This is a genomic window from Pseudoxanthomonas sp., from assembly GCF_027498035.1.
GTDB lineage: Bacteria > Pseudomonadota > Gammaproteobacteria > Xanthomonadales > Xanthomonadaceae > Pseudoxanthomonas_A.
The window spans coordinates 3935974-3958084 of record NZ_CP114978.1 but is presented as its reverse complement, the minus strand read 5'-3'; the positions used below and the strand labels follow the sequence as shown (position 1 = coordinate 3958084).

General features: G+C 58.1%; 18 protein-coding genes, 1 tRNA gene and 3 pseudogenes. 3 read left to right on the top strand and 19 right to left on the bottom strand.

The annotated features are described in order from the left end of the window. Window positions 1–145 precede the first annotated feature (145 nt). The 3 genes and pseudogenes from O8I58_RS17465 to O8I58_RS17455 all read left to right on the top strand — a co-directional run bounded on the left by O8I58_RS17465 (window position 146) and on the right by O8I58_RS17455 (window position 3354). Window positions 146–1829: pseudogene (locus tag O8I58_RS17465) on the top strand (electron transfer flavoprotein-ubiquinone oxidoreductase). Window positions 1830–2002: 173 nt separating this feature from the next. After that, complete coding sequence (locus O8I58_RS17460) at window positions 2003–2725, top strand: glycosyltransferase family 2 protein (protein WP_298318915.1); 723 nt, start codon at window positions 2003–2005, stop codon at window positions 2723–2725. A 287-nt stretch (window positions 2726–3012) separates the two neighbouring features. Continuing rightward, the gene (locus O8I58_RS17455) at window positions 3013–3354 is read left to right on the top strand and encodes a lipid-A-disaccharide synthase N-terminal domain-containing protein (protein ID WP_298318912.1); all 342 of its coding nucleotides are present in this window, start codon (window positions 3013–3015) and stop codon (window positions 3352–3354) included. Window positions 3355–3398: 44 nt separating this feature from the next. Here O8I58_RS17455 and O8I58_RS17450 read toward each other — a convergent pair. The 19 genes and pseudogenes from O8I58_RS17450 to uvrB all read right to left on the bottom strand — a co-directional run bounded on the left by O8I58_RS17450 (window position 3399) and on the right by uvrB (window position 22084). Next, a protein-coding gene (locus O8I58_RS17450) for an IS3 family transposase (RefSeq protein ID WP_298318909.1) occupies window positions 3399–4486 on the bottom strand; the annotation gives its coding sequence in 2 pieces (ribosomal slippage) (window positions 3399–4234 and window positions 4234–4486; 1089 coding nt in all). Between the two features lie 608 nt (window positions 4487–5094). Further along, on the bottom strand, window positions 5095–5469 hold the full coding sequence (locus O8I58_RS17445) for a hypothetical protein (protein WP_298318906.1): 375 nt from the start codon (window positions 5467–5469) through the stop codon (window positions 5095–5097). A 10-nt stretch (window positions 5470–5479) separates the two neighbouring features. After that, window positions 5480–5790, bottom strand: a pseudogene (locus O8I58_RS17440) (transposase); the annotation flags it as partial. 117 nt (window positions 5791–5907) lie between these two features. Further along, window positions 5908–6459, bottom strand: coding sequence for a DUF4189 domain-containing protein (locus tag O8I58_RS17435; RefSeq protein WP_298318903.1), 552 nt, complete (start codon window positions 6457–6459; stop codon window positions 5908–5910). After that, window positions 6440–7516 carry a TrbL/VirB6 family protein gene (locus tag O8I58_RS17430; RefSeq protein WP_298318900.1) on the bottom strand — a complete coding sequence of 359 codons (1077 nt, stop codon included), beginning with the start codon at window positions 7514–7516 and terminating at the stop codon, window positions 6440–6442. The genes O8I58_RS17435 and O8I58_RS17430 overlap by 20 nt, the downstream gene beginning before the upstream one ends. A gap of 80 nt (window positions 7517–7596) precedes the next feature. Then, on the bottom strand, window positions 7597–8439 hold the full coding sequence (locus O8I58_RS17425) for a hypothetical protein (protein WP_298318897.1): 843 nt from the start codon (window positions 8437–8439) through the stop codon (window positions 7597–7599). 31 nt (window positions 8440–8470) lie between these two features. After that, window positions 8471–10942, bottom strand: a complete 2472-nt coding sequence (locus tag O8I58_RS17420) for a VirB4 family type IV secretion/conjugal transfer ATPase (protein ID WP_298318895.1) — start codon at window positions 10940–10942, stop codon at window positions 8471–8473. Between the two features lie 75 nt (window positions 10943–11017). Beyond that, the gene (locus O8I58_RS17415; protein ID WP_298318892.1) at window positions 11018–11326 is read right to left on the bottom strand and encodes a VirB3 family type IV secretion system protein; all 309 of its coding nucleotides are present in this window, start codon (window positions 11324–11326) and stop codon (window positions 11018–11020) included. A 6-nt stretch (window positions 11327–11332) separates the two neighbouring features. Next, the gene (locus O8I58_RS17410) at window positions 11333–11701 is read right to left on the bottom strand and encodes a TrbC/VirB2 family protein (protein WP_298323146.1); all 369 of its coding nucleotides are present in this window, start codon (window positions 11699–11701) and stop codon (window positions 11333–11335) included. 132 nt (window positions 11702–11833) lie between these two features. Beyond that, the gene (locus tag O8I58_RS19285) at window positions 11834–12664 is read right to left on the bottom strand and encodes a lytic transglycosylase domain-containing protein (protein WP_345781346.1); all 831 of its coding nucleotides are present in this window, start codon (window positions 12662–12664) and stop codon (window positions 11834–11836) included. A 187-nt stretch (window positions 12665–12851) separates the two neighbouring features. Continuing rightward, on the bottom strand, window positions 12852–13892 hold the full coding sequence (virB11, locus tag O8I58_RS17400) for a P-type DNA transfer ATPase VirB11 (protein ID WP_298323143.1): 1041 nt from the start codon (window positions 13890–13892) through the stop codon (window positions 12852–12854). 23 nt (window positions 13893–13915) lie between these two features. Then, the gene (locus tag O8I58_RS17395; RefSeq protein ID WP_298318890.1) at window positions 13916–15130 is read right to left on the bottom strand and encodes a TraB/TrbI/VirB10 family type IV secretion system protein; all 1215 of its coding nucleotides are present in this window, start codon (window positions 15128–15130) and stop codon (window positions 13916–13918) included. Continuing rightward, window positions 15127–15846 (bottom strand): TrbG/VirB9 family P-type conjugative transfer protein, encoded by a 720-nt coding sequence (locus O8I58_RS17390; RefSeq protein WP_298323140.1) that lies wholly within the window; start codon window positions 15844–15846, stop codon window positions 15127–15129. Before O8I58_RS17390 ends, O8I58_RS17395 begins: the two co-directional genes overlap by 4 nt. Window positions 15847–15902: 56 nt before the next feature. Then, a complete protein-coding gene (locus O8I58_RS17385; protein WP_298318887.1) occupies window positions 15903–16799 on the bottom strand; it encodes a VirB8 family type IV secretion system protein in 897 nt (298 codons plus the stop codon). A gap of 72 nt (window positions 16800–16871) precedes the next feature. Further along, window positions 16872–17312, bottom strand: a complete 441-nt coding sequence (locus tag O8I58_RS17380; protein ID WP_298323137.1) for a hypothetical protein — start codon at window positions 17310–17312, stop codon at window positions 16872–16874. Between the two features lie 438 nt (window positions 17313–17750). Then, window positions 17751–19421 carry a type IV secretory system conjugative DNA transfer family protein gene (locus O8I58_RS17375; protein WP_298318885.1) on the bottom strand — a complete coding sequence of 557 codons (1671 nt, stop codon included), beginning with the start codon at window positions 19419–19421 and terminating at the stop codon, window positions 17751–17753. Between the two features lie 47 nt (window positions 19422–19468). Beyond that, complete coding sequence (locus O8I58_RS17370; RefSeq protein WP_298318883.1) at window positions 19469–19738, bottom strand: hypothetical protein; 270 nt, start codon at window positions 19736–19738, stop codon at window positions 19469–19471. A gap of 138 nt (window positions 19739–19876) precedes the next feature. Beyond that, window positions 19877–19951 (bottom strand) — tRNA-Val (locus tag O8I58_RS17365). A gap of 113 nt (window positions 19952–20064) precedes the next feature. Continuing rightward, a pseudogene (gene uvrB, locus O8I58_RS17360) lies at window positions 20065–22084 on the bottom strand (excinuclease ABC subunit UvrB). Between the last annotated feature and the right edge of the window lie 27 nt (window positions 22085–22111).

Below are 22111 nucleotides of genomic sequence, written 5' to 3'. Positions count from 1 at the left end.
CCTTGCGAAACCAACCGGCCTTCGATGCTAGCGCCGGGCCATGGCGACCATGTCAGCCCGGCGTGAGCGTCCTGGCACATGGTCCATACGCTGCCGTCCAGTATCATGGCGGCCCTTTTGCCACGCCCCCATTTCGGAGCCAGCCATGACCCCGGACGCGCTACTCGCCCAGTACGGCCCCCGCGAATCGATGGAGTACGACGTGGTGGTCGTCGGCGCTGGCCCGGGCGGGTTGTCCACCGCGATCCGGCTCAAGCAGCTAGCCACCGAGGCCGGGCGCGAAGTCTCGGTCTGCGTGCTGGAGAAGGGATCGGAACCCGGCGCGCACATCCTGTCCGGCGCGATCATGGACCCGCGTGCGCTGACCGAGCTGTTTCCGGACTGGCAGGAAAAGGGCGCACCGCTCAAGCAGGCCGTCACCCGCGATGAGTTCCTGTTCCTCAACGAAACCGGCGCCAGGTCCACGCCCGCATTCCTCCTGCCGGAATGCTTCAACAACCACGGCAACTACATCATCAGCCTGGGCGCGCTGACGCGCTGGCTCAGCACCCAGGCTGAAGGCCTGGGCGTGGAGATCTTCCCCGGCTTCGCCGCCGCCGAGATCCTGTACTCGGACGCCGGCGCTGTGCGCGGCGTGGCCACCGGCAACATGGGCTTAGGGAAAGATGGCGAACCGACGGCCGAGTTCCAGCTGGGCATGGAATTGCATGCCAAGTACACGATCTTCGCCGAAGGCTCGCGTGGCCAGCTCGGCCGCCAGCTGATCAGCAAATTCTCGCTGGATGCCGGCAAGGACCCGCAAGCCTATGGCTTGGGCATCAAGGAACTGTGGCAAGCCGCCCCCGGTGCGCACCAGCCCGGCCTGGTGGTGCATACCGCTGGCTGGCCGCTCAACGACGGACACCTACGGCGGCTCGTTCCTGTACCACGCCGAGGACGGCAAGATCGCCATCGGCCTGGTGGTTGGCCTGGATTACAAGAATCCGTGGTTGAGCCCGTTCGAGGAGTTCCAGCGCTTCAAGACCCATCCAGCCATCCGCAAGCACCTGGAAGGCGGCAAGCGCATCGGCTACGGCGCCCGCTCGATCACCGCCGGCGGGCTGCTGTCGCTGCCCAAGCTGGTGTTCCCCGGCGGCGCGCTGGTTGGCTGCGAGGCCGGCACGCTCAATGCCAGCCGGATCAAGGGCAGCCATGCGGCGATCAAGACCGGCATGCTGGCTGCCGAGGCCGCGTTCGCGGCACTGGGTGAAGGCCGTAGCGGCGATGAACTCAGCGCCTACCCGGCCGCGTTCGAAGCCAGCTGGCTGCACGACGAGCTCAAGCAGTCCAAGAATTTCAAGCAATGGTTCAAGAAGGGCCGCACCCTGGCCACGCTGATGACCGGCATCGAGCAGTGGCTGCTGCCCAAGCTGGGCGTGCGCAATGCACCGTGGACCCTACGCCACAGCACCCCGGACCATGCCTGCCTGCAGCCGGCCGACCAGCAGCCGAAGATCGCCTACCCCAAACCGGACGGCACGCTGACCTTCGACCGACTCAGCTCGGTGTTCCTGTCCAGCACCAACCACGACGAACACCAGCCAGCGCATCTGACGCTGAAGGATGCGTCAGTGCCAGTGGCCATCAACCTAGCCACCTACGCCGGGCCCGAAGCACGCTACTGCCCGGCCGGCGTGTACGAATTCGTGGGCGAAGGCGAGGCCACCCGCCTTCAGATCAACGCCCAGAACTGTGTGCACTGCAAGACCTGCGACATCAAGGATCCGACCCAGAACATCGTCTGGGTCGCCCCGCAGGGCGGCGGTGGACCGAACTACGCGGGGATGTAGCCCCAGGGGCGCCAGCACTCGTCCCGGGATCACCACCAAATTCCGACATCCACGCCCGCCTAATGCGGGCGTTTTTGCACCACCCTGTCCAATATCCCACTCCGCCAGGCCGGCCGATTTCACGCCAAGCTTCCAGTCATTCACCGTCATCGAAACACCGGATAATGCACACCATGCAGACTCCAGCCCTGTCCGTTGTCGTCCCGGTTTTCAACGAACGCGACAACGCCGCGCCCCTGGTCGCTGAAATCGTGGCAGCCCTGCGCGGCGTGGTGCCGTTCGAAATCATCTATGTGGACGACCGTTCGCGCGACGACACACTCGCAATCCTGCAGTCGCTCAAGGCCAGCACGCCGGAACTGCGTGTCCTGCAGCATGTCACCCAGAGCGGCCAGAGCACCGCCATCCGCACCGGCGTCAAAGCCGCACGTGGCACGTGGATCGCCACCCTTGACGGCGACGGCCAGAACGACCCCGCCGACCTACCCAAGCTGCTGCAGGCACGCGACGCCGGCGATCCACAGGTCAAGCTGTATGCGGGTTGGCGCGTGAACCGACAGGACAGTGGCAGCAAGCGCTGGGCATCCAGATATGCCAACGCAATCCGCGCCCGCATGTTGCACGACGACACGCCCGATACTGGCTGCGGCACCAAGCTGTTCGAGCGCGACGCATTCCTGGACCTGCCCTACTTCGACCATATGCACCGCTACCTGCCGGCACTGATGCAGCGCTCGGGCTGGAAGACGGTCAGCGTCCCGGTCAATCACCGTCCGCGCGGCTCAGGCGTTTCCAAATACAACAATCTCCAGCGAGCCTTGGTCGGCATCCGCGACCTCCGCGGCGTCGCCTGGCTCATCGTGCGCAGCAAGCGCACGGCGGTACGGGAGCTGTGAGTTGGCTGGCAGGGCTTCGTCCTGCGCAGTTGGCTTGCCGTCAGCACGTTCAAGCATCCCAGGTACCAGTCTGCAGTTAATACGTTTGAGTCCTCGCAGTACACGCGCGAGGCGAGTCCAGCGAATAGCCTCTGCGTTATTACCCGCCATCGAGCATCGACCCCACCCGCACGTAAACATGCGGATCGCACTACCCAACCTCGTTGCTATCTTTCCAAAGCGACGCCGATCCAACGTGCCTACTTCGACGGTGGCACCCATGCCACTCCATCAAACTCGGTAACGAAATGGATATCCCCTTCCTCGACCAACCCATCACCTGGCTGTTCTGGACTGGCCTCCATATCACCGGCTGGAAATTGATCGGCTACACCGGCGCATTGATGTTCGGCGGCCGCTGGCTGGTCCAGTTCGTCGCCTCAAAGCGCGCAGGCAAGCCAGTTATTCCACGGCTGTTCTGGTACATGAGCGTCATCGGCAGCCTCATGACCCTGAGCTATTTCGTCTTCTCGGCCAAACAGGACTCCGTCGGCGTCCTGCAGAACCTGTTCCCCGCCTTCACCGCCCTCTACAGCCTCTACCTCGACATCAAACACCGCGGCTGGAAGCGAGATCGAGCCGGGCACTAGGCTGGCGGTAATCCCCCCACTTTTAGCGGACTCCAAAAGTGGAGTTAAGCAGCCAGTGCCAGTTTCTGCATGGGGGTGATGCCACCAAGCGCGACGTTCGGGCGCTCGTGGTTGTAAGTCCATAGCCAGCGGGTGGCCTTGTCCTGCAACTGCTCGATCGAGTCGAACAGGGTGCGGGCGAGCCAGGCGTAGCGCACGGTTCGGTTGTAGCGTTCGACATAGGCGTTCTGCCGCGGCTTGCCGGGCTGGATGTGCTCGATGCCGATGCCGGCCTGTTCCGCCCAGGTCAACAGCGCGCCACTGAGGTATTCAGGGCCGTTGTCGCAACGAATTGACTTGGGCTTGCCACGCCATTCGATGATCTGCTCCAGCGACCGGATCACCCGGGCGGCTGGCAACGACAGATCGACCTCGATGCCCAGTCCTTCGCGGTTGAAGTCGTCCAGCACGTTGAACAGTCGGAAGCTGCAGCCGTCACTGAGTTGGTCGTGCATGAAGTCCATCGACCACATCTGATTGATCGTGTCCGGAACCACCAGCGGCTCAGGCTTCTCGCGGACCAGCCGCTTCTTCGGCTTGATCCGCAAGTTCAACTCCAACTCCCGGTAGATGCGATAGACCCGCTTGTGGTTCCAGCCAAAGCCCTTCTCGTTGCACAAGTGCAGGAAGCACAGGCCAAAACCCCAGTCGCGATACGTCGTCGTCAATCGGACCAGCCAGTCGGCGATCCGGACGTTCTCCTCGCTCGCCTTGACCTGGTGGCGGAAGCAGGTCTCGCTCAGCTCGAAGGTCTGGCAGGCGTGCCGGATGCTCGTGCGCCCGCCTTGGACTGCCCATCGGGCTATCTCCCGGCGTTGAGATGGCCTCACCATTTTTTTGACATCGCCTCCTTCAGCAGATCGGCGCTGAGCTGGGCATCGGCGTACATCTTCTTCAGCCGCCGGTTCTCGTCCTGCAGCTCCTTGAGCTGGGACATCAGCGACGCATCCATGCCACCGAACTTGCTGCGCCACTTGTAGAACGTCGCCGAGCTGATGCCGTGCTCGCGGCACAGCTCCGGCACGAGCGTGCCGGCCTCGGCCTGCTTGAGCACGGCAATGATCTGGCTGTCGGTAAAGCGGGACTTCTTCATGGAACCTCCTCGGGAAAGCGTACGAGAAAATTCCACTTCTGGCGTCAGCTAATTGTCGGGGGGGGGGGATTACCACCTCCGCCATTCCAAAAATTTAATCCCTATAATAGATGGGATCAGTGCATTTCGAATAAACAACTTCGCATTTAGATCTGTAATCTTCATCGCACGATTTGATCGCAAGCCGCGATGCTTTCTCGGCAGTACCCGCACTCACGATTGACGACCCCCCCTCGCCAGAAACAGTCGAAGCCACGGCCATGCACTGATTAAAATACGCAATATTGACTGTGCAGTTAATCCCCCCCTTTTGTTTACAACCATCGAGCGCCGCCTCAACAGCTTCTCCTTTAGATGGGAAGCCCGCCGCACTCATGGAGCTGAAATTATTATCACCTGAGGCATAAGCCCCCCAAGTCTTCTCCCAATACCCCTTTGGCCGGGCAATCACCTGGCCGCCCCCCTCCGTTTGATTATCCGGCAAGCATTGCACCGACCCAGGCGTCGCACCAGGTGGACAACGCGTCTGTGAAAACGCCGGCCAAGCGGTTAAAAATAGCATGAAGGAAAAAGCTACTAAGAGGCAACGAACCACCAGAGCCTCTCTATCACGATAACTTATTATCGGCCACTCCATACTCGCTGGATTTCTTCGGCCCGACTTCCGATACGTCATTTTGATTCTGCCTATTCTGAGGCAAAGGGGTACGCTGCACATTTTCATTTCCCGCTGGCGCCTGCTGCTGTACCCGCACAGGCCTATTATTCGCTGGCGCCGCTCCGGTTGATGATCCTGGTCCGATCGCTGCATAGGGTGTGAACTGTCCAAGCATCCCCTGGAAGAACATGGCTGCCATTGGCGGCGCCGTTACCAACAACGCTGTCAAAATCAACCCGAGTCCCGCTGTGTTGATCGTCACCTGCCGCAGGCCACCATCGGGCGTCATCTGCAACAGTCCACTAGTCCAGTAGGTCGCCGCCACGGCCGCCCTGTACCTGAACCAGGTGCAGGACGACCTCGCGCTTGCGCGCCGGCCCTAGAATTTTTTTGCGATCAGATCCTTCATCGCCGCGTTGTCCAGTGCCAGCTCGGCGTACATCCGCTTGAGCTTGGCGTTCTCGGACTCGAGCTCCTTGACCCGACGCAGCTCGGAGGCTTCCAGGCCGCCGTACTTGCTCTTCCACTGGTAATACGTCGCGGTGCTGATCCCGGCTTGGCGGCAGAGGTCCTTGACCGGTAGGCCCGCATCAGCCTGCATGAGCGTGGCGACGATCTGCGACTCGGTGAACTCGGATGTACGCATGAAACCTCCTGGCTGGGGAAAGATGCCAGAAGGTTCTACTTATGCGGTGTCTGTCAGGCGGGGGAGCTTACGGCGCCGAGTCCTTCATTCGGCCCACCTCTCGGCCACATCTGTCTTTCAGCCCTCGTGATAGATGGGGGCGGTGCATTTGGAGTACACCGCGTGGCACGCCGTTCCATAGTGTTCCTCACAGTACCTACTCGCCGATTCTTCTGCTTTCTCGATGGTCCCTTCACTCGTGAAGAACGACCCACCTTTCTCAATATCGGAAATCGTCTCAGCAATCGCCATACACTGATTGAAATAGGTTATCTTGATCCTGCAGCCACTCCCACCTTTTTCCTTGCAGCCAGCAAGCGCCGCCTCAGCCGCCTCTTTTTTTGATGAAAACCCAGCCGCACTCACGGCACTTGTAGAAGCATCATCACCTGACGCATAAGCCCCCCACGTCTTTTCCCAATAGCCATTCGACTTAGTAATTATCCCACTCTCGCTCGCCTGTTTATTATCCGGTAAACACTGCACGGAACCTGGCGTTGCGCCCGGAGGACAGCGCGTCTGAGAGCCTGCCGGAGATACCGTTAAAAGCAGCCAGAGAAAAAAAAGTACCAATGAATAGCGGATCACAAAACCCCTCCAATTGTCGACCTTAATTTCCGGCGACGCCATGCTCGCTAGACTTCTTCGGACCAACTTCTGATGCATTATTCCGGCGACTATCGTCTGGGGTGCGCTGCCCATGATTATTATTAGCAGCAGGCATCTGCTGCTGCACCTGCACGGGCGCCCTCTGTGCAGGCGTTGCTCCGGTTGATGATCCTGGCCCAATCGCCGCATACGGTGTGAACTGTCCAAGCATCCCCTGGAAGAACATGGCTGCCATTGGCGGCGCCGTTACCAACAACGCTGTCAAAATCAACCCGAGTCCCGCTGTGTTGATCGTGACCTGCCGCAGGCCGCCATCAGGCGTCATCTGCAACAGTCCACTGGTCCAGTAGGCCGCCGCCACGGCCGCCATCGCATTCATCGCGATTGTACTCATCACATATAACACTGCTCCCGAGAACAGCGTCCCCGCCCCATATAGCAACCACTTCGAGAACAGCGATTTGGTCTGATCGAATAATAGGCAAATAATAAAAAAAGGCCCCAAGCCGGTGAACAACGCGACGGCAATCTTGTTTAGAAGGATCATTATTCCACCCGCCAGCGCTGGGCCACCAGCTCCAGCTACTGCCATGAACCCCATCAGCATCGATTCTCCAGACACTGCGTTGGAACCATCCTCTGTCCCTGCGGTGATCGAATTTACCGTCCCCAACGCCACTGTGGTCAGCAGCATGTTCTTGTCCATTTTGTCGTACAGCTTCTGCTGTCCTGAAACGTCGCCTGTCACCGAACCATAAATCGCGGTCTGCAGTCCGTCGGTCAGCGTCGTGTACAAGCCTGTCGAATTTCCCGCCCAGCCTGTTGCAATGCCAATGATCAACATCGCGCGAAGAGAGTCACCAACCAGCGCCATCATCGAATCACGCGAACGCCCAGAAACAATCCTCCAGCCCTGAAGGAAAATCCAAACTGTCAGAATAGAGAGCGCTGTAACGCCTAGCAAAGTGGCATAGCGAGCCAGCAACTGCTCTTGAAACGCAGCAATTTCGTCTGAAATGAAATCAAGGACGAGGGAATAAAAACCCAGCCCTGTTAACCCGCTTAAAACATCATCCATCTCATCACCTTGACCCTAAATAACAATCCCTGTTCAACCTAAACCTCAACCCTCACCGCACGACGAAATATCAAAATCCATCAGTCGTAATGCTTGGCGGTCTTCAGCGCACCTTTGAGAACCAACAACGGACCCGCAGTGCTTGCCACGCCCTCTGCCGCACCCACCAAAGGATTATCCTGGCCTAACAGGTCACCGAGAAAGCTCCCGAGCGCAGTCTGATCTTTCTCACCAGTACCACGCTGCATATTTCGCGTAATATCCGCCAACCTCGCACGCTGATTACTCAAATATCGATCATAGCTATTTATCGTTAAAGAAAGGTTTGCAGCATCGATTTGCTGCTGAGCCTGAAATGCCAACAGCCGATTCGTATTTGATTGAATCTTCCCGTAATCAATTTCTTGCAGGGATTTTCGATCATCAATGATGGTTTTTAGCTGCTCCTGCCGTTGCTTATTCAACTCAAGCATATCAAGAAGATAGCTAAACAACTTCCCCTCATGTTTCAAAATATCAATACAGATCGGCTGCTGCTTCGAATTTGACGGATTCTTGCTATCATCAGGACAACGCGCTGCAGCGAGGGCATCGATGTCCCAAGCCTCTAGCTTTCCGCTAATCCCTCCGGCATTTCCACTTTGAGACTCCTCGTATTGCAAGCTTTTTGTCTTTTTCTCATCGACGTTGAAAACCTTACCATCCCCAGTCTGCACATATGACTGCTCGTAGATCTGCTTGAGGCGCTCATCAAGCTTGGTTTTCATTTTGTCTATTTCCTGCTGAGTCTTGTCGTCATCGACCTGCCAATCCGCAAGCGCAGGAGCTACCACCCCCCCTGTCAGCATAACGAAAACAACTACCGCCAGGAAATTATGGCGAACAAAGCCAGGCGCTTTATTGAATTTCTTGTGACTATTCATAATGTTTTCCCATAGTCAGATGGAGAGTCACTCACGCGGAAGCGACAGAAATACCGCCTTTTGAAGGCAGTCGACCGGAATTCCCCCGCTTGCCCGACCCTTTTCGATTCTCATAAAAGAAGTCAAGCCAATCCTCCGGCATCAGGTCTCCCGAAAACGTCTCAAGTTCGATAGAGCGGCGCGCCAAAATCTGATGCATAATTTCAATATTATCTGTAGATGCTGAAATGACGGATAGCGAATCATCCAGCCCCCGCAGGTTGAGCTGGCAAACCACGGAACCATGCCCCTGTTTAACCAGGAAGCAGCGCGAGCGCTCGTCCAGGCCCACGACTACCTGGTACTCTGCATCGGTCAATTTGAGACCATTGATATAGTCTTCACGGCTCGCGTTGGGATTCGGCAACAGAATCAGGGTCGCGGTCTGTTCGATCAGTGCAGCGGAAATGTCACTGGCCAGCGCATCCTCCGGACTCTGGGTCGCGAAGATCCCCAAGCCGTTCTGTTTCCGAATGGTCTTCTGCTTGTTCTTGGCGAATTCCTTCAACCCACCCTTTCCGTCAAGGATCTTCCAGAATTCATCCATGACGTAGATCAGAGGCCGTCCGTCAATCAGCTCCTCCAAGCGATGGAGTAGATAGTTGATGACCGGCGCACGGACCTCTGAATTATCGATAATGTCGGTATAGTCGAAACCAATAATATTGGCTTTCTGGAGATCAATCGTGTCGACTGGATTATCGAACACCCAGCCCAAGGAATTTCCGGCAGTCCATTTCCTGATGCGCGCATAGAGGCCATCATCCCCCATGTTAGGCAAGCTCTTCTGGAAGTTTGTCATCGTCCTTAAGCGCATCGGCGTATCAAGGATGTTTTCCACCGCACGGAAGATCTCTTCCTCTTCCCGCGCCGTATAGGCAACCTTGCCAGCAAGCACCTTGACTAGATCCGCAAGGAATTGGACATTAGCCTCGTTGCGTTCACACTGGAACGGATTGAATCCTGTGGGCCGCCCATTCTCCAAGGCTAGATAATTCCCCCCACAGGCCCGAACGAAGATCTCCGCGCCACGATCTTTGTCAAAGAAGAAGATCGTGGGCGAAGGCTTGTATTTCTGCACTTGGCTCAGCAGAAAATTAATCAACGCCGTCTTACCGGTACCGGATTTACCGATTACCATCGTATTGGCAATCGCCTTCTCGCCAAACGAGTTCTCTGCCGGGTGTGTGGCATGAAAATTGAAATAATACGGCTGACCATTAGTGGTTTGCAGTGTCGTCACACACTCGCCCCACGGATTATTTTCCTTTTTCCCGGTCGCAAAATTGTGCAGCGGCGACAAGCCAAGGAAATTGAGTGAACTCACATTGGCCGGACGGGTGCGGAATTTCCAGCTTGCCGGGAATTGCGAGTAAAACGAAGAAGTCACCGCCAAATCTTCTTTCGCCGAGACGAAGCCCGCATTGGAAAGCTCAGCGCGAGCGATAGCGATGTTCTGCTGTAGTGCGGCCTGACTGTCTGCGTAGAGTGCGATGACGAAGTGATATTCACCCAGGACGAAGTTACCGGAGGACAGCTGGTCCATGGCATGGTCAAGTTCCGCAATCTGACTGACCGCCTTGTCGCCTGATGAGATCATCATCCCCTTGGTCCGATCCAGCACTTTGAGCGCGTCATGACGCCCCATTGGGCTGAAAGAGTGAGTAATCACATATTCGAAATCCAGATACTTCAAGCCGTTCAAAATTCCCGGAAATGTCCCATCCGGGTATTCCTTGACGTTGAGGATTGCACCGTAGTGCTTCTCGCCGTTAGGCGTCGCAATGATGTAATCACCGGTCTTGGCAGAGAAGAGATGTTTACTGACAGGCAAGTAATCCTTGATGGATGCACCCAGGACCGGAACCGGTTCAGTGACACGATTAAGGACATAGCCCAGGAACTCCAAGGCCTCCGAGAAAACGATCCCGTTACGGGCCTCATACATGCCAAGACGATAGGGTGAATAATCCTTCAGCACGGCCTCCACGTTCCCAGCGAGTTCCAGAACCTTGCTCACCGCCTGCTCTTCCATCGCACGCAAGCGATCAATATTATCGGTCTTCTCCACGAGACTCTTTCCCCCGACGACGGGCCGGTAGATCAGCGTGAGATACATCTCATTGCGCATGATCTTCTGGCTGGAAAGGCTTTCGAAGTACTCGTCGGACAGTTGTTGGTTGAAACGATGCCTGAAATTGGCCCCTTGCTTGATACTTCCGCGCCTGCGCACGTCATGCACCCAGAATGCGACATTCACAAAATCCGGTGCCCGCAAGGTCTGCAGCATCCGATTGAACGTGTTGTGGCGATGCTCAAGCTCCCACTCCTCACGCCCCACAAATGGCAAACCACCCAGATGCCAAGTCAGCATGTAGTCACCTCCAACCGTCTTGATGACCGACTGGGCGACATGGCTTGAGTATGGAACGAATTCACTCACGGGCGAGTCTGGGCTAAACATAGAGCCTTCCTGGTGTGAAGCAACTTCGACTGGTGAAGCCGAGCTCCCCGGCATCCTTCCGGGGAGGCCCAGCCGCTACATTTCAGCAGGCTTGCTGCGATAAGGATTTGGCGAAAAGACCCACAATCCACCATTGCCACGGATGTTCCTGACCCGCATGCGGACTTGCAGCCGCAAACCCAGCAAGCGAAAGATCATCTCGTCGCGCTTGGCCATCTGCCGCATCACAAAGATCACCACGGGCAGTGCAAACAGCCAAAGCAGGTTCCCGCTGTACATGGCAAAGAGCAGCGTGCCGCCTGCCCCGACAAAAAACGGGACATACGGCACGCCCATGAACATCGCCGGCCGCGTGCAGCCTCGGAACATGATGTTCTTTTGCACGAGTGGTCAGATCATGCCAGAGAAGGTACTTACCACAAAGCTACCAACAGTCGCCCCATCAGTCATGCAGGCACCCTGGTTGGTGTTATTCGGCATAATCATCGCCGCAATCTGACCAGCCGCACCGATCAGTAGTCCCCCGATCAGAATAGGCGCCACGTCACTTATACGCTTGTGAGCAAATGCAATTTGATAACCCGCAAAAATCACGGCAATGGTCACAACTGCGATCGAGGCAATGGTGAGAAGATTGTTTACACTTCCCAGGAATCCGCAAACTGCATCCTCGCTGTCGCCGTAGCCACTGTTCCCATCTGCGGCAAATGCAGGCATGACAGCCAGCGCTGCCACCATCAGGGTGGCACGCGCCAGCATCTTGGTCGTCGAGATGGCCAGATCGGCCGAGATGAGCTTACCCTGCTTGTTCATATATATCTCCATGGTTACGAGGGGTGATGGGGGATTTCCGCCCAGGTTCTCCGCACCCGCATGCGCGGGATGCAAGAATTAGAATACGAAAGCGTTGTCACCGATCTTGACAGGCTCCTGCAGCTCGCTAACGTTCGTCACCTTTTCTGGCTTCGGGGCCTGCGACAACGCCGCCGCGACGTTTCCTGAAGGGTAAACGGGGCCATTACGGGTCAATCTGACGACGCCCTCATTTGTCGAAACCGGACTCACTGAACGATCGACCCCGGGTTTAGCGACAGCTGTTTGATCAACTGTGGCAGCGTCAAGCAGACTGGCTGGCTCTGGAGGCGTCGGCGCGATAGTGCCGGGCTGCATTGCCGAAATCGCCAGATCCTGTGCTTGGTCGCCGTCTACAACGCGTCGCGCAGACAACCTTGCCGTAGCTGGACTCACAGCTACCGCCGCCAGCGGGATAGCAGCAGCGCTACTGGCTGGCACCAACCGATTACCCGCCATCGAGGCGAAGATCTTCTGCACATAACCGTGCCGATAACCCGTGGTGAAGTTTCCTGAGTAATAGCAACTGAAAGCACTTCCCCAATCGCCGTTGGCTCTTGCATGGCATTCGGATAATATCCTGGAGCCCGCGCGTAGACTGGTGCAGCCATCGAAAGCTTGGTTATAAGAGGCGATGCCGTACTTTTGCAGGTTGTAACGATTTACCTGCGCCAATCCGAGCGAGAAGTTATATCCCCGGCGCTCCAGCATTTCCGCAGTCGCCACCGCCTCTTCCAGCGTGCGCGGCTGCCGCACAAGCTTCCCACCAACGACACCAATGGCATACGGGTTCGCCGAGGACTCGACCTGCACCACGTGGTGCATGACGTCCATTGGCACCGAAAGATTTTGGCACTGCATCATGTCCATATAAGGGAGCATGTGCACCTCCTTTGCCTACAGGTCGAAACAGCGTCCGTTAGTTTCCGGCACAGCCAACGCGATATGCCTTGGCAGATATAATTGGCCAACGCATGTCTCGTTGTCAATCCATTCATGAGCGAGGAAATTTTTCAGAGCAGGCATGGCTGCGATGACATTCCGTGATGGAATTCAACTATTCGTCCTTGAAATCACGATCCGGCGTGAAATCTATCCCAGTAATGAAGCGTCCGCCAGCATGGGCCTTTATATGGACCACGATATCGATCGTCATCATGAGCAGTCGTTTGATGACGCCAAATTCCAAGCCCGCACCTTCCGAGGAGGCCTTGACCATCAGTGCTAGCTGATCCCACGTCTGGGCAATACTGCCGGCGTGGCAACTAGTGATCGATCCAGGATGACCCGACGCGCAGTTGCGGATGAAGTAGAAGGACTCATCACCCCGCAACTCGGCCAGGATGATGCGGTCCGGCTTCATGCGGAGGCAGGCCTCCATGCAACTCTTTGCCGTGACGTTGCTGGTGCTCTGGCCACCCTTTGAGTAGAGCAGATGAACCACATTGGGCTGCTCAATAAATAACTCACGCGCGTCCTCGATCGTCACCAAGCGCTCATCCCTGGGAATATGGTGAACCAGGGCCTTCATGAAGGTCGTCTTGCCGCTGCCGGTCGCGCCGGCTACCACGACGTTCTTTTTGTACAACACCGCCTTCCGGAAGAATTCTGCATAGTTTCGCTGCCGTCGCAGGTCGAGCAGTTCTTCGTCGTGCGCGCTCAGTGTGGCTGCGCCCTCCAAAATCTGGTCGAAAAATCCCTCCCGCTGGTACTGGTCCAGGGTCCTAGTCTGGTGAGAAGGCAAACGAATAGTAATGGAAACCTTACCGGGGTCGCATGCAGGCGGGATGACAAACTGTGCACGTTGTCCGGTAGGAAAAGTCAGGGAAACCACCGGATCAGCATCCGTGATCCGCTGCCCGGTATTGCTCTCATTGACCACAGCCGTGCAGAATTGGCGAGCACGTTCAAAATTCAGCGATGGCACTTCGACACGGCGCCAGCCCTCCCTTCCCTCCAAATACAACTCGCCGGGACGGTTAATGCAGATTTCTGTCACATCCTTGGAGGACATGTATTCCCGAATCCCGAGCACCTCGTACTGGTAATCGAGGAATTCGTTGGAGACCTGCGCCAACGGGCCGTCGGTCACGCCGATATCCACCGGAAACACCTCCACTGTCACTGGTAGCTTGGCAGCACGCCAGAGAAGTCAACATCTTTGGCGACGTAGACGTTCAATACCGTTCCCTGGTTGATGGTGATCGTGGGCGAGCGCGCCATCTGCTGACTGATCATCTGCTCGGACAGCCTCTGCATCGTATTGGCAGTCTCGCTCTCGTAAGGCTCGATATAGGTCGTCCCGTTCTCGTTGATGGTCGTGCGTTGAGGCCCGTGCTTCTCGCCTTCGTATTTGAAAGCATCGGCGATCAAACTGATCATCAATGCCGATGTGATCTTGCTGGCCCAATGGTTGTCCAGGTCACCCGGATGACCCGCACCACCCAAGTTGTCCACGCCCGGACTGGACATGAGCACATCCAGACCATTGGGCGTAGTGACGCGATCCCAGATGACCGCCACACGATTTGTACGCCCGCCGCCGCCCGAATAGGTACCGCTGACCTTGGAGCCCTTGGGTAGGAGCAGACTCTTGCCATTGACCGAATACACCGGCTCGGTCACCACGCAACTGGTAAACCCGGAAACATCGGTGACGATGTGGGTTTCCAGCACGCAACGAATATAAGTTCCGCGTAGGAGCAGGGTGTCCGGCTTCTGTAGGTACGTGGCAGAAGACGTCTCTCCCAATTGCGCCTGGATAGGCGGTTGCGTCCCTGGATCTCCAGGGCGCGGAGCTGGTGCGATACCAGGACCATTTCCCTCAGTCGGCGAACCCTGCATCCCGCTGCCGCCGCCCGAGCTATCGGCAATGCGCCGATCCACGAGCGATGGACCTGCTGGGCGCTGCTCCCGGCGCACCTCGCCCATGTTTTCCCGTCCGTATTCACGGGGCTCTTCGAGCGGGAGCGGTGCGACCGGCGGCGCCTGGGCAGCGACCGGCGGCAGCGCAGGCTCGACCTGAGGCGCATCCGGAACCAATGGGCGCTCAGCCCTTGCCTCGCGCGGCCTTTGCTGCTCCTTGCCACCTGAGTTGAACATCCTTAGGAACATGAAAGCCATGACCAGAATGAGTACCAAGGTCGCACCGAGGAACAGAAGAGCGCGCCGATTGAGCCGCTGACCTTCCTCAGCCCGCAGACTCGGCGCAGCCGCATCAAGGTCCTCAAAATCTTGCTGGTGTGCGGACGCAAAGTACGGATTCTCGCGCTCCCCGCGAGGATCTTCCGGCACATCGTCCTGACGATGATCCGGCGGTATGGTGTTCTGGCTCATTTCTGCTCATTCCTCCGCAGGCCAACGACGTTCAGTCCATGTCGGATCACCAAGTATGGATAAGTGCCGTGAACCACGATGGTGTTCTTGTCGACCGTGGTATTGACCACGAAATCCTCACCATGTGCTTCCTGGCGACCATAGACGGTCGGAAAATTTCCACTTGGAAAACTAACCCCGTCATTCATCTTGATATACGTAAACCGTCCATCGTCATAAACAGTGGAGGGAATCAGCCACTGGGCCTTGCTACGTGTTGCATATGAATAATCGTAGTAATAACGTCGCCCGCTATCGATTCCCAGTTCAAGCTGAGCCGGCGGCTCATCCTTGGCCACACTCGCAGCAGGAGCCGCCGCTGAGAATTGCGTCTCCGGCGAATAGACAAAACTGACCTTGTACTGGACACCCGCGGCCCGCGCCTGATCCAGGGCCTTCCAGTCTGTAGCTACTACCTTGAGTTCGAAAATGTAGGAATGAGTCGCCGTGCGCACCATCATATTGGTGTCAACATCGGTATTCTTCGGCTTGATGTAAAAGACATTCTCGCGACGTGAAAGCTCCCATCCGCTACTGAAACCCGTGCTGTAGTCCAGGATTTTCTCATTAGGACTCAGCTCGATCTGGGTGGTGATTCCCAACCCAGTACGGACCTGATAGATAGCATCCGGCTTGTACTCGTAGCGATCGATGACTTGCGCGGCGGCAGGCAACATGATCGCGCACAACAACAGGAAAATCACCGGCGCCAGGCCGGCGTGACGTGGCGCACTCATTGCGAGGTAGCTCCATTCTGTTCGATGGAAGGATTCGATGGCGTCATGCTCGGCGGCTCAGGAACCATTGGAGCTACCCCGCCCGACTCCGATACCGGTGGTGCCTGACCGCCCCCGGCGCCCGCCGCCCCCGGTGGCACGATAGTTTCGGCTGGCGGCAAGCTGGCCGCATCGGCATCAAGTCTATAGCTGGTCACCTGGAATCCCAGGGGGTTCATCACCCGATCCTGATCTTCGAATTTCAGATTGTTGTTGTATTCGTAATCAATGGTGGCCAGCTTATTATCCAAAGGCTGGGTCATTCCATTTTTCTTATCGTACTGAAAACGCTGGAAACGAACGGTAGCACCACGGAACCCGCGGCCATCCGGAGTCCGCACAAGCACCGTACTCAGAATCTTCACACGCAGCGCGGACTGGCGCCCGTACAGGTTGATCGGACTGGCAGGATTGCTCTTCGCGTACAAAGAACGATAGGAAACAGCAACTGCACTACTGGACGTAACATGCACCTGTCGCCACCCGCCAAGTGGGGTCAAAAGCTGATCCGCATCGAAAGACTCGCGCGCCAGCACATATCGCTCGATATTTGCTCGATTGAGGGCCTCGTTCGCAGTGATCGTCCTATCCATCACATCAGGGACGAGACGACTGGCTTGTACGTTACCCGTGTAGGGATCCGCCATCACGATGAAAGGCGTCCGCTCCTTCAGCGGCAGTAGCATGAAATACCCTCCCGCCAGCACTGCCGAAAGTGCGATCGCTCCGGTGGCGACCTGCCAAGCACGCTTTTCGCTGCGCTTGGCCATGTCGGCGATGGTGAGCTCATAGCTCACCGCCTTCTGGATGGCCCCCTTGACCTTTGGCGTTTCTTCTTTATTTCGAGAAATCATGCTGGAACGCTGTTCTTTTTTTGAGTGACGTAACCCGAAGCAGGAATCCGCACCGGGAGCCCAGACGTTCTGTCAGTTCGATGCCGCCGCAGGCGCTGACGCGGGCAGCACCGTGATCTTGTTTCCCACAACCGTCACTGCGATACCGCGCGCGACATAAGCGCTGCTGAGCTGCGATGCGGCATCACGGATATCAGTTGTGTCTATCTGGGAAACAGGCCCAAAGAGCGTGAAATCTGAACCGAATCGATAATCCAACTCCATGCCGCTATCTTTTGCCCAGCGGGTCAGCATCGTCTTCAACGTGCCGTCCATCGGAGAGGCTTGGAAGATGTAGGTGCTCGACAGCGGGATCTCGATTGGCGTTTCCGAATAGTTGTTGATTGGGCGCCATTTGCCGCGATAGTCCGGGGCAGGCGTCGTACCACAGGCGGCCAGCAAAACGCTGAGCACACTGAGCACCAAGAAAGATTTGACGATGTTCCGTGGCCTCACGCGGGACTGCTCCTTCAGGAATTCCAAGAACTGTTGGGCACGGCGCAACCGCCCCGCCGACTGGATTAACGTTATTGAATACGAGCTTGGACGCCGCCTGGGCAGGAGACGCGAATGGATTCGCGATACATATCGGCAATCAGCAGTGGATGCTGCAGAACACAATCATCGTGCCGGTGCCGCGTGTGATGTATCGACCTCGCGCGTTCGCGAGGTGTTCTCACTGGTATTTCCCCAGACATCACCGCCTCCTTGCTGCTACGCCACGCTCGCAATAGGCGGTAACGATGCCTGAGCGCAACTGTCCGATTAGGAGACTACGATCCGTAGCCCCTGTCCGCCCAAGTTAACGTGCGTTAGCGCGGGAGGTCAAGCATTCAGCGGGCCGTCACAATCACATTGAATGGGAAACAGGGAGCCCGTGTCGAAATATTCGAATCGCGTCACATTTTACAATCAGACACTAATGCGGGCGATCTCAACCTTTGGCAGGAGCCGTACGGTGAAATGACGCTCCTTGTAATACTTGATCTTCTCGCACTTCACCGGATGGGCGATGCCCTCGTACAGGAAGACCTCCTGATCGAAGCCCATCGCCTTGAGCTCCTGCGGAAGCATCAATGCGCGACGCTCCTCCGAGATACTGCGCGTCGTATCCCTGCCACGCGTGACATTACGCTTGCGGAATGTGGTGTAACCCAGCATCTCGGAGTAGTCGTTCGCATCCTGCTGCTCACGCGGCGCGTAAATGATCTGCAATGCGTGATTGGTGATGATCGTGCGCGAAACATCCTTGCCGTAGGTCGCATCCAGCTGCGCCATCGACTGGATGATCGGCAGCAGGCGCAGGTTGTAGCCGGCCATGTACGACACCGCCGACGCAATGATGTCAACCCTGCCGATCGCGGTGAATTCGTCCATCAGCAGCAGACACTGATATTTCAGCTCCGGATTGCCCTGCGGCAGCTCGCGCGTGTTGAGGTTGATGATCTGGCTGAAGAACAGATTGATGATCAGGCGGCTCTCGGCCAGCTTGTTGGGCTGGATGCCGATGTAAATGCTCATCTTCTTCTTGCGCAGGTCGGTCAGCAGGAAGTCGTCCTCGGATGTGGCCGCGTCCAGCACTGGATTGATCCAGGCGTTCAACGGCTCCTTCAACGTCCCCATGATCGAGGCGAACGTCTCGTCTGCCTGGGACAGCATGTTGGAAAACGCCGAGCGCGCGTTATCGCTGAGGAACTTGCGTGACGCAAGTCCACGCAGGTAGGTTTTCAGATCGGTGCCATCGCCCGACGAGAGACGATAGATACGGCCCAGCGTCGGTGCACCGGATGAGAACGGGAATCCGGTCTTGACCTCGTCGTCACGGTTCTCGAACAGGAACAACGCAAAAGCCATGAAAGCGTTGCGCGCCTGGCTGACCCAGAACTTCTGGTCATCCGAGCCATCCGGATACAGCATCGCGGCGATGCTCATCAGATCGGACACGCGGAAGGCCGGATCCGTGGAGACGTAGGTCAGCGGATTCCAGCGATGCGTGCGCCGGTCTTCGGCAAACGGATTGAACAGAAAGACCTCCTGTCCCTGGGACTTGCGCCAGCCGCTGGTCAGGTCGAAGTTCTCCTGCTTGATGTCCAGCACCACGACCGACTCGCCGTACTCGAGCAAGTTGGGAATCACGATGCCCACGCCCTTGCCCGACCGGGTCGGCGCGGCCAGGATCACGAATTGCTGCCCCGGCAGGCGCACCAGCTTGCCGCCGAACTTGCCCACGATGATGCCGTTGTCGGCCGGCTTGAGCATGTTGTGCTTGTTCAGATCGCCTGACGTGGCGAAGCGCGCATCGCCGTGCAGCGACTTCTTCTTGGGCTTGAAGACCAGCGCAAGCAACAGAACATAGACAACGAGTACGACGCCGAAACCGATATAGCCGGCGATCTTGATCTTCTTCGCATACGGCTGGTAGCGCGGGTCACCCAGCGCCTGGAAGTACTCGATGTAGGTATTCCACTGCAGCGGCGCCTTGACCTTCAGCAGCGCCATCGTCGTGTAACCGGACAGGTAGAGCCCTGCCACCAGCACCAGCGCCGTCAATACGACGACGAACGCAATCTTCCCCTTGGTCAAGCGCATTCCTCCCTGAAGCCCGCCCCTTCAAGGGCAAGGCGAGAACATCAACGAACCTGTTTGGCCACCTTGGGCCGGACCGACTTGCGGCGACGCGGACGCGCGTCGTCACTGCGGCTGGGCCGGTCCTCTTCGAGCAGCTGCTCCATGTACAGGCGCGCCTCTTCCAGCGAAGGCTCCTCGCGCAGCTTGGCGCCGGAATCGGTGATCACCGCATAGCCGATCACCTCGTCGGGCGCGTAGGCCGGATCGGAATCGCGCGTCAGCGCGACGACCTGATAGCCGTGCTTCTGCAGAATCGTGTGGCGGTATTCCATGGCGGCGCTCCCTCACCGGTCAGACAGGGGGATCGTAAGCGAAACAGGCCGCCGCCGGCCACCGCGTTTGCAACCGGCATGCCGTAAAGGAACAGAGGTTGGGAAAAATCCACCGGCCCGGACTTGCCGGAAACCGCGTGGTGGGCGGTACAGGGTTCGAACCTGTGACCCCTACCATGTCAAGGTAGTGCTCTACCGCTGAGCTAACCGCCCGAAGCAACTGGTGTTGCTGCGCCCTCAATGAGGGGGCGCGCATCATAACACCCGGATTCGCCAACGGGAACTCACCGGCGCATTTTTCTTTTGGCGCCCGGCCCAAACCGCCCTCAAACCACCAGGCTGGCGGCCTTGAGCTTCTGGATTTCGTCGCGCAGATGCGCCGCATCCTCGAACTCCAGGTCCCGCGCGTGCTGGTACATCTTGGTCTCCAGCGCCTTGAGCTTGGCGGCGATCTGCGGCTGGCTGAGCGCGCTGTAGTCCTCCGCCCGCTCGGCGACCCGGCGCCCCTTGCCGCGCTTGGGCACCTCGTCGTTGGCCGCGTCGCGCGCGCCCTCCAGGATGTCCACGATCGGCCGGGCCACTGACTTGGGCACGATCCCGTGGGCGGCGTTGTACTCGACCTGCTTCTCGCGGCGACGATCGGTTTCGTCGATGGCCGCCTGCATGGAGCGCGTCATCCGGTCGGCATACAGGATCGCCTTGCCGCGGAGGTTGCGCGCGGCGCGGCCGATGGTCTGGATCAGCGAGCCGGTCGAGCGCAGGAAACCCTCCTTGTCCGCGTCCAGGATCGCTACCAGCGACACCTCGGGCATGTCCAGGCCTTCACGCAGCAGGTTAATGCCCACCAGCACATCGAACTTGCCCAGGCGCAGGTCGCGGATGATCTCCACGCGCTCCACGGTGTCTACGTCCGAATGCAGATAGCGCACCTTGATGCCGTGCTCGCCCAGGTATTCGGTCAGATTTTCGGCCATGCGCTTGGTCAACGTGGTGACCAGCACGCGGTCGCCCCAGCCGATCCGCTCGTTGATCTGCGACAGCAGGTCGTCGACCTGGGTACCGACCGGGCGGATCTCGACCACCGGGTCGATCAGGCCGGTCGGGCGTACCACCAGTTCGGTGATCTCGCCACCGGATTCGCGCATTTCATACGGGCCCGGCGTGGCCGAGACGTAGACGCTGCGCGGGCAGCGTGCCTCCCATTCCTCGAACCGCAGCGGACGGTTGTCCAGCGCCGACGGCAGGCGGAAACCGAATTCCACCAGCGTCTCCTTGCGCGAGCGGTCACCCTTATACATCGCACCAATCTGCGGAATGGTGACGTGCGACTCGTCGATGACCAACAGCGCATCGGCCGGCAGGTAGTCGAACAGGGTCGGCGGCGGCTCGCCAGCGGCCTTGCCGGTGAGGTGGCGCGAGTAATTCTCGATGCCCGAGCAGAAGCCCACCTCGGCCATCATCTCCAGGTCGAACTGGGTCCGCTGGGCCAGGCGCTGCGCCTCGACCAGCTTGTTCTGCTGGTACAGCTGCTCCAACCGCTCCTTCAGCTCGACCTTGATGGTGTCCACAGCACTGAGAACCCGTTCGCGCGTGGTGGCGTAATGGGTCTTGGGATAGATGGTGAAGCGCGGCACCTTGCGGATGGTCTCGCCGGTCAGCGGGTCGAACAGGGTCAGGTTCTCGACCTCGCCGTCGAACAGCTCGATCCGCAGCGCCTCCACGTCGTTTTCGGCCGGGTGGACATCGATCACCTCGCCGCGCACGCGGAACGCGCCACGCTGCAGCTCGTATTCGTTGCGCGTGTACTGCAGCTGGGTCAGGTGGCGGATCAGCTCACGCTGGTCGATATGCTCGCCGCGCGACAGGATCAGGCGCAGCGACAGGTAGTCCTCCGGCGCGCCCAGGCCGTAGATCGCCGACACCGTGGCCACCACGATCGCATCGCGCCGCGACAGCAAGGTCTTGGTCGCTGCCAGGCGCATCTGCTCGATGTGTTCATTGATCGAGCTGTCCTTCTCGATGAAGGTATCGGAGGACGCCACGTAGGCTTCGGGCTGGTAGTAGTCGTAGTAGCTGACGAAGTATTCGACCGCGTTGTTGGGGAAGAACCCCTTGAACTCCCCGTACAGCTGCGCAGCCAGCGTCTTGTTGGGCGCCATGATCCAGGGTCGGCTTCTGGATCCGCTCGATCACGTTGGCAATTGTGTAGGTCTTGCCCGAGCCGGTGACGCCCAGCAGCGTCTGCTTGGCCAGGCCGGACTCGAAATTCCCGGTCAGCTTTTCAATCGCAGCGGGCTGATCGCCCGCGGGCGAATACGGGGAAACAAGCTGGAAATGGTCAGTCATGAGGCCTGCCTGGAGAGCGTTAAAAAG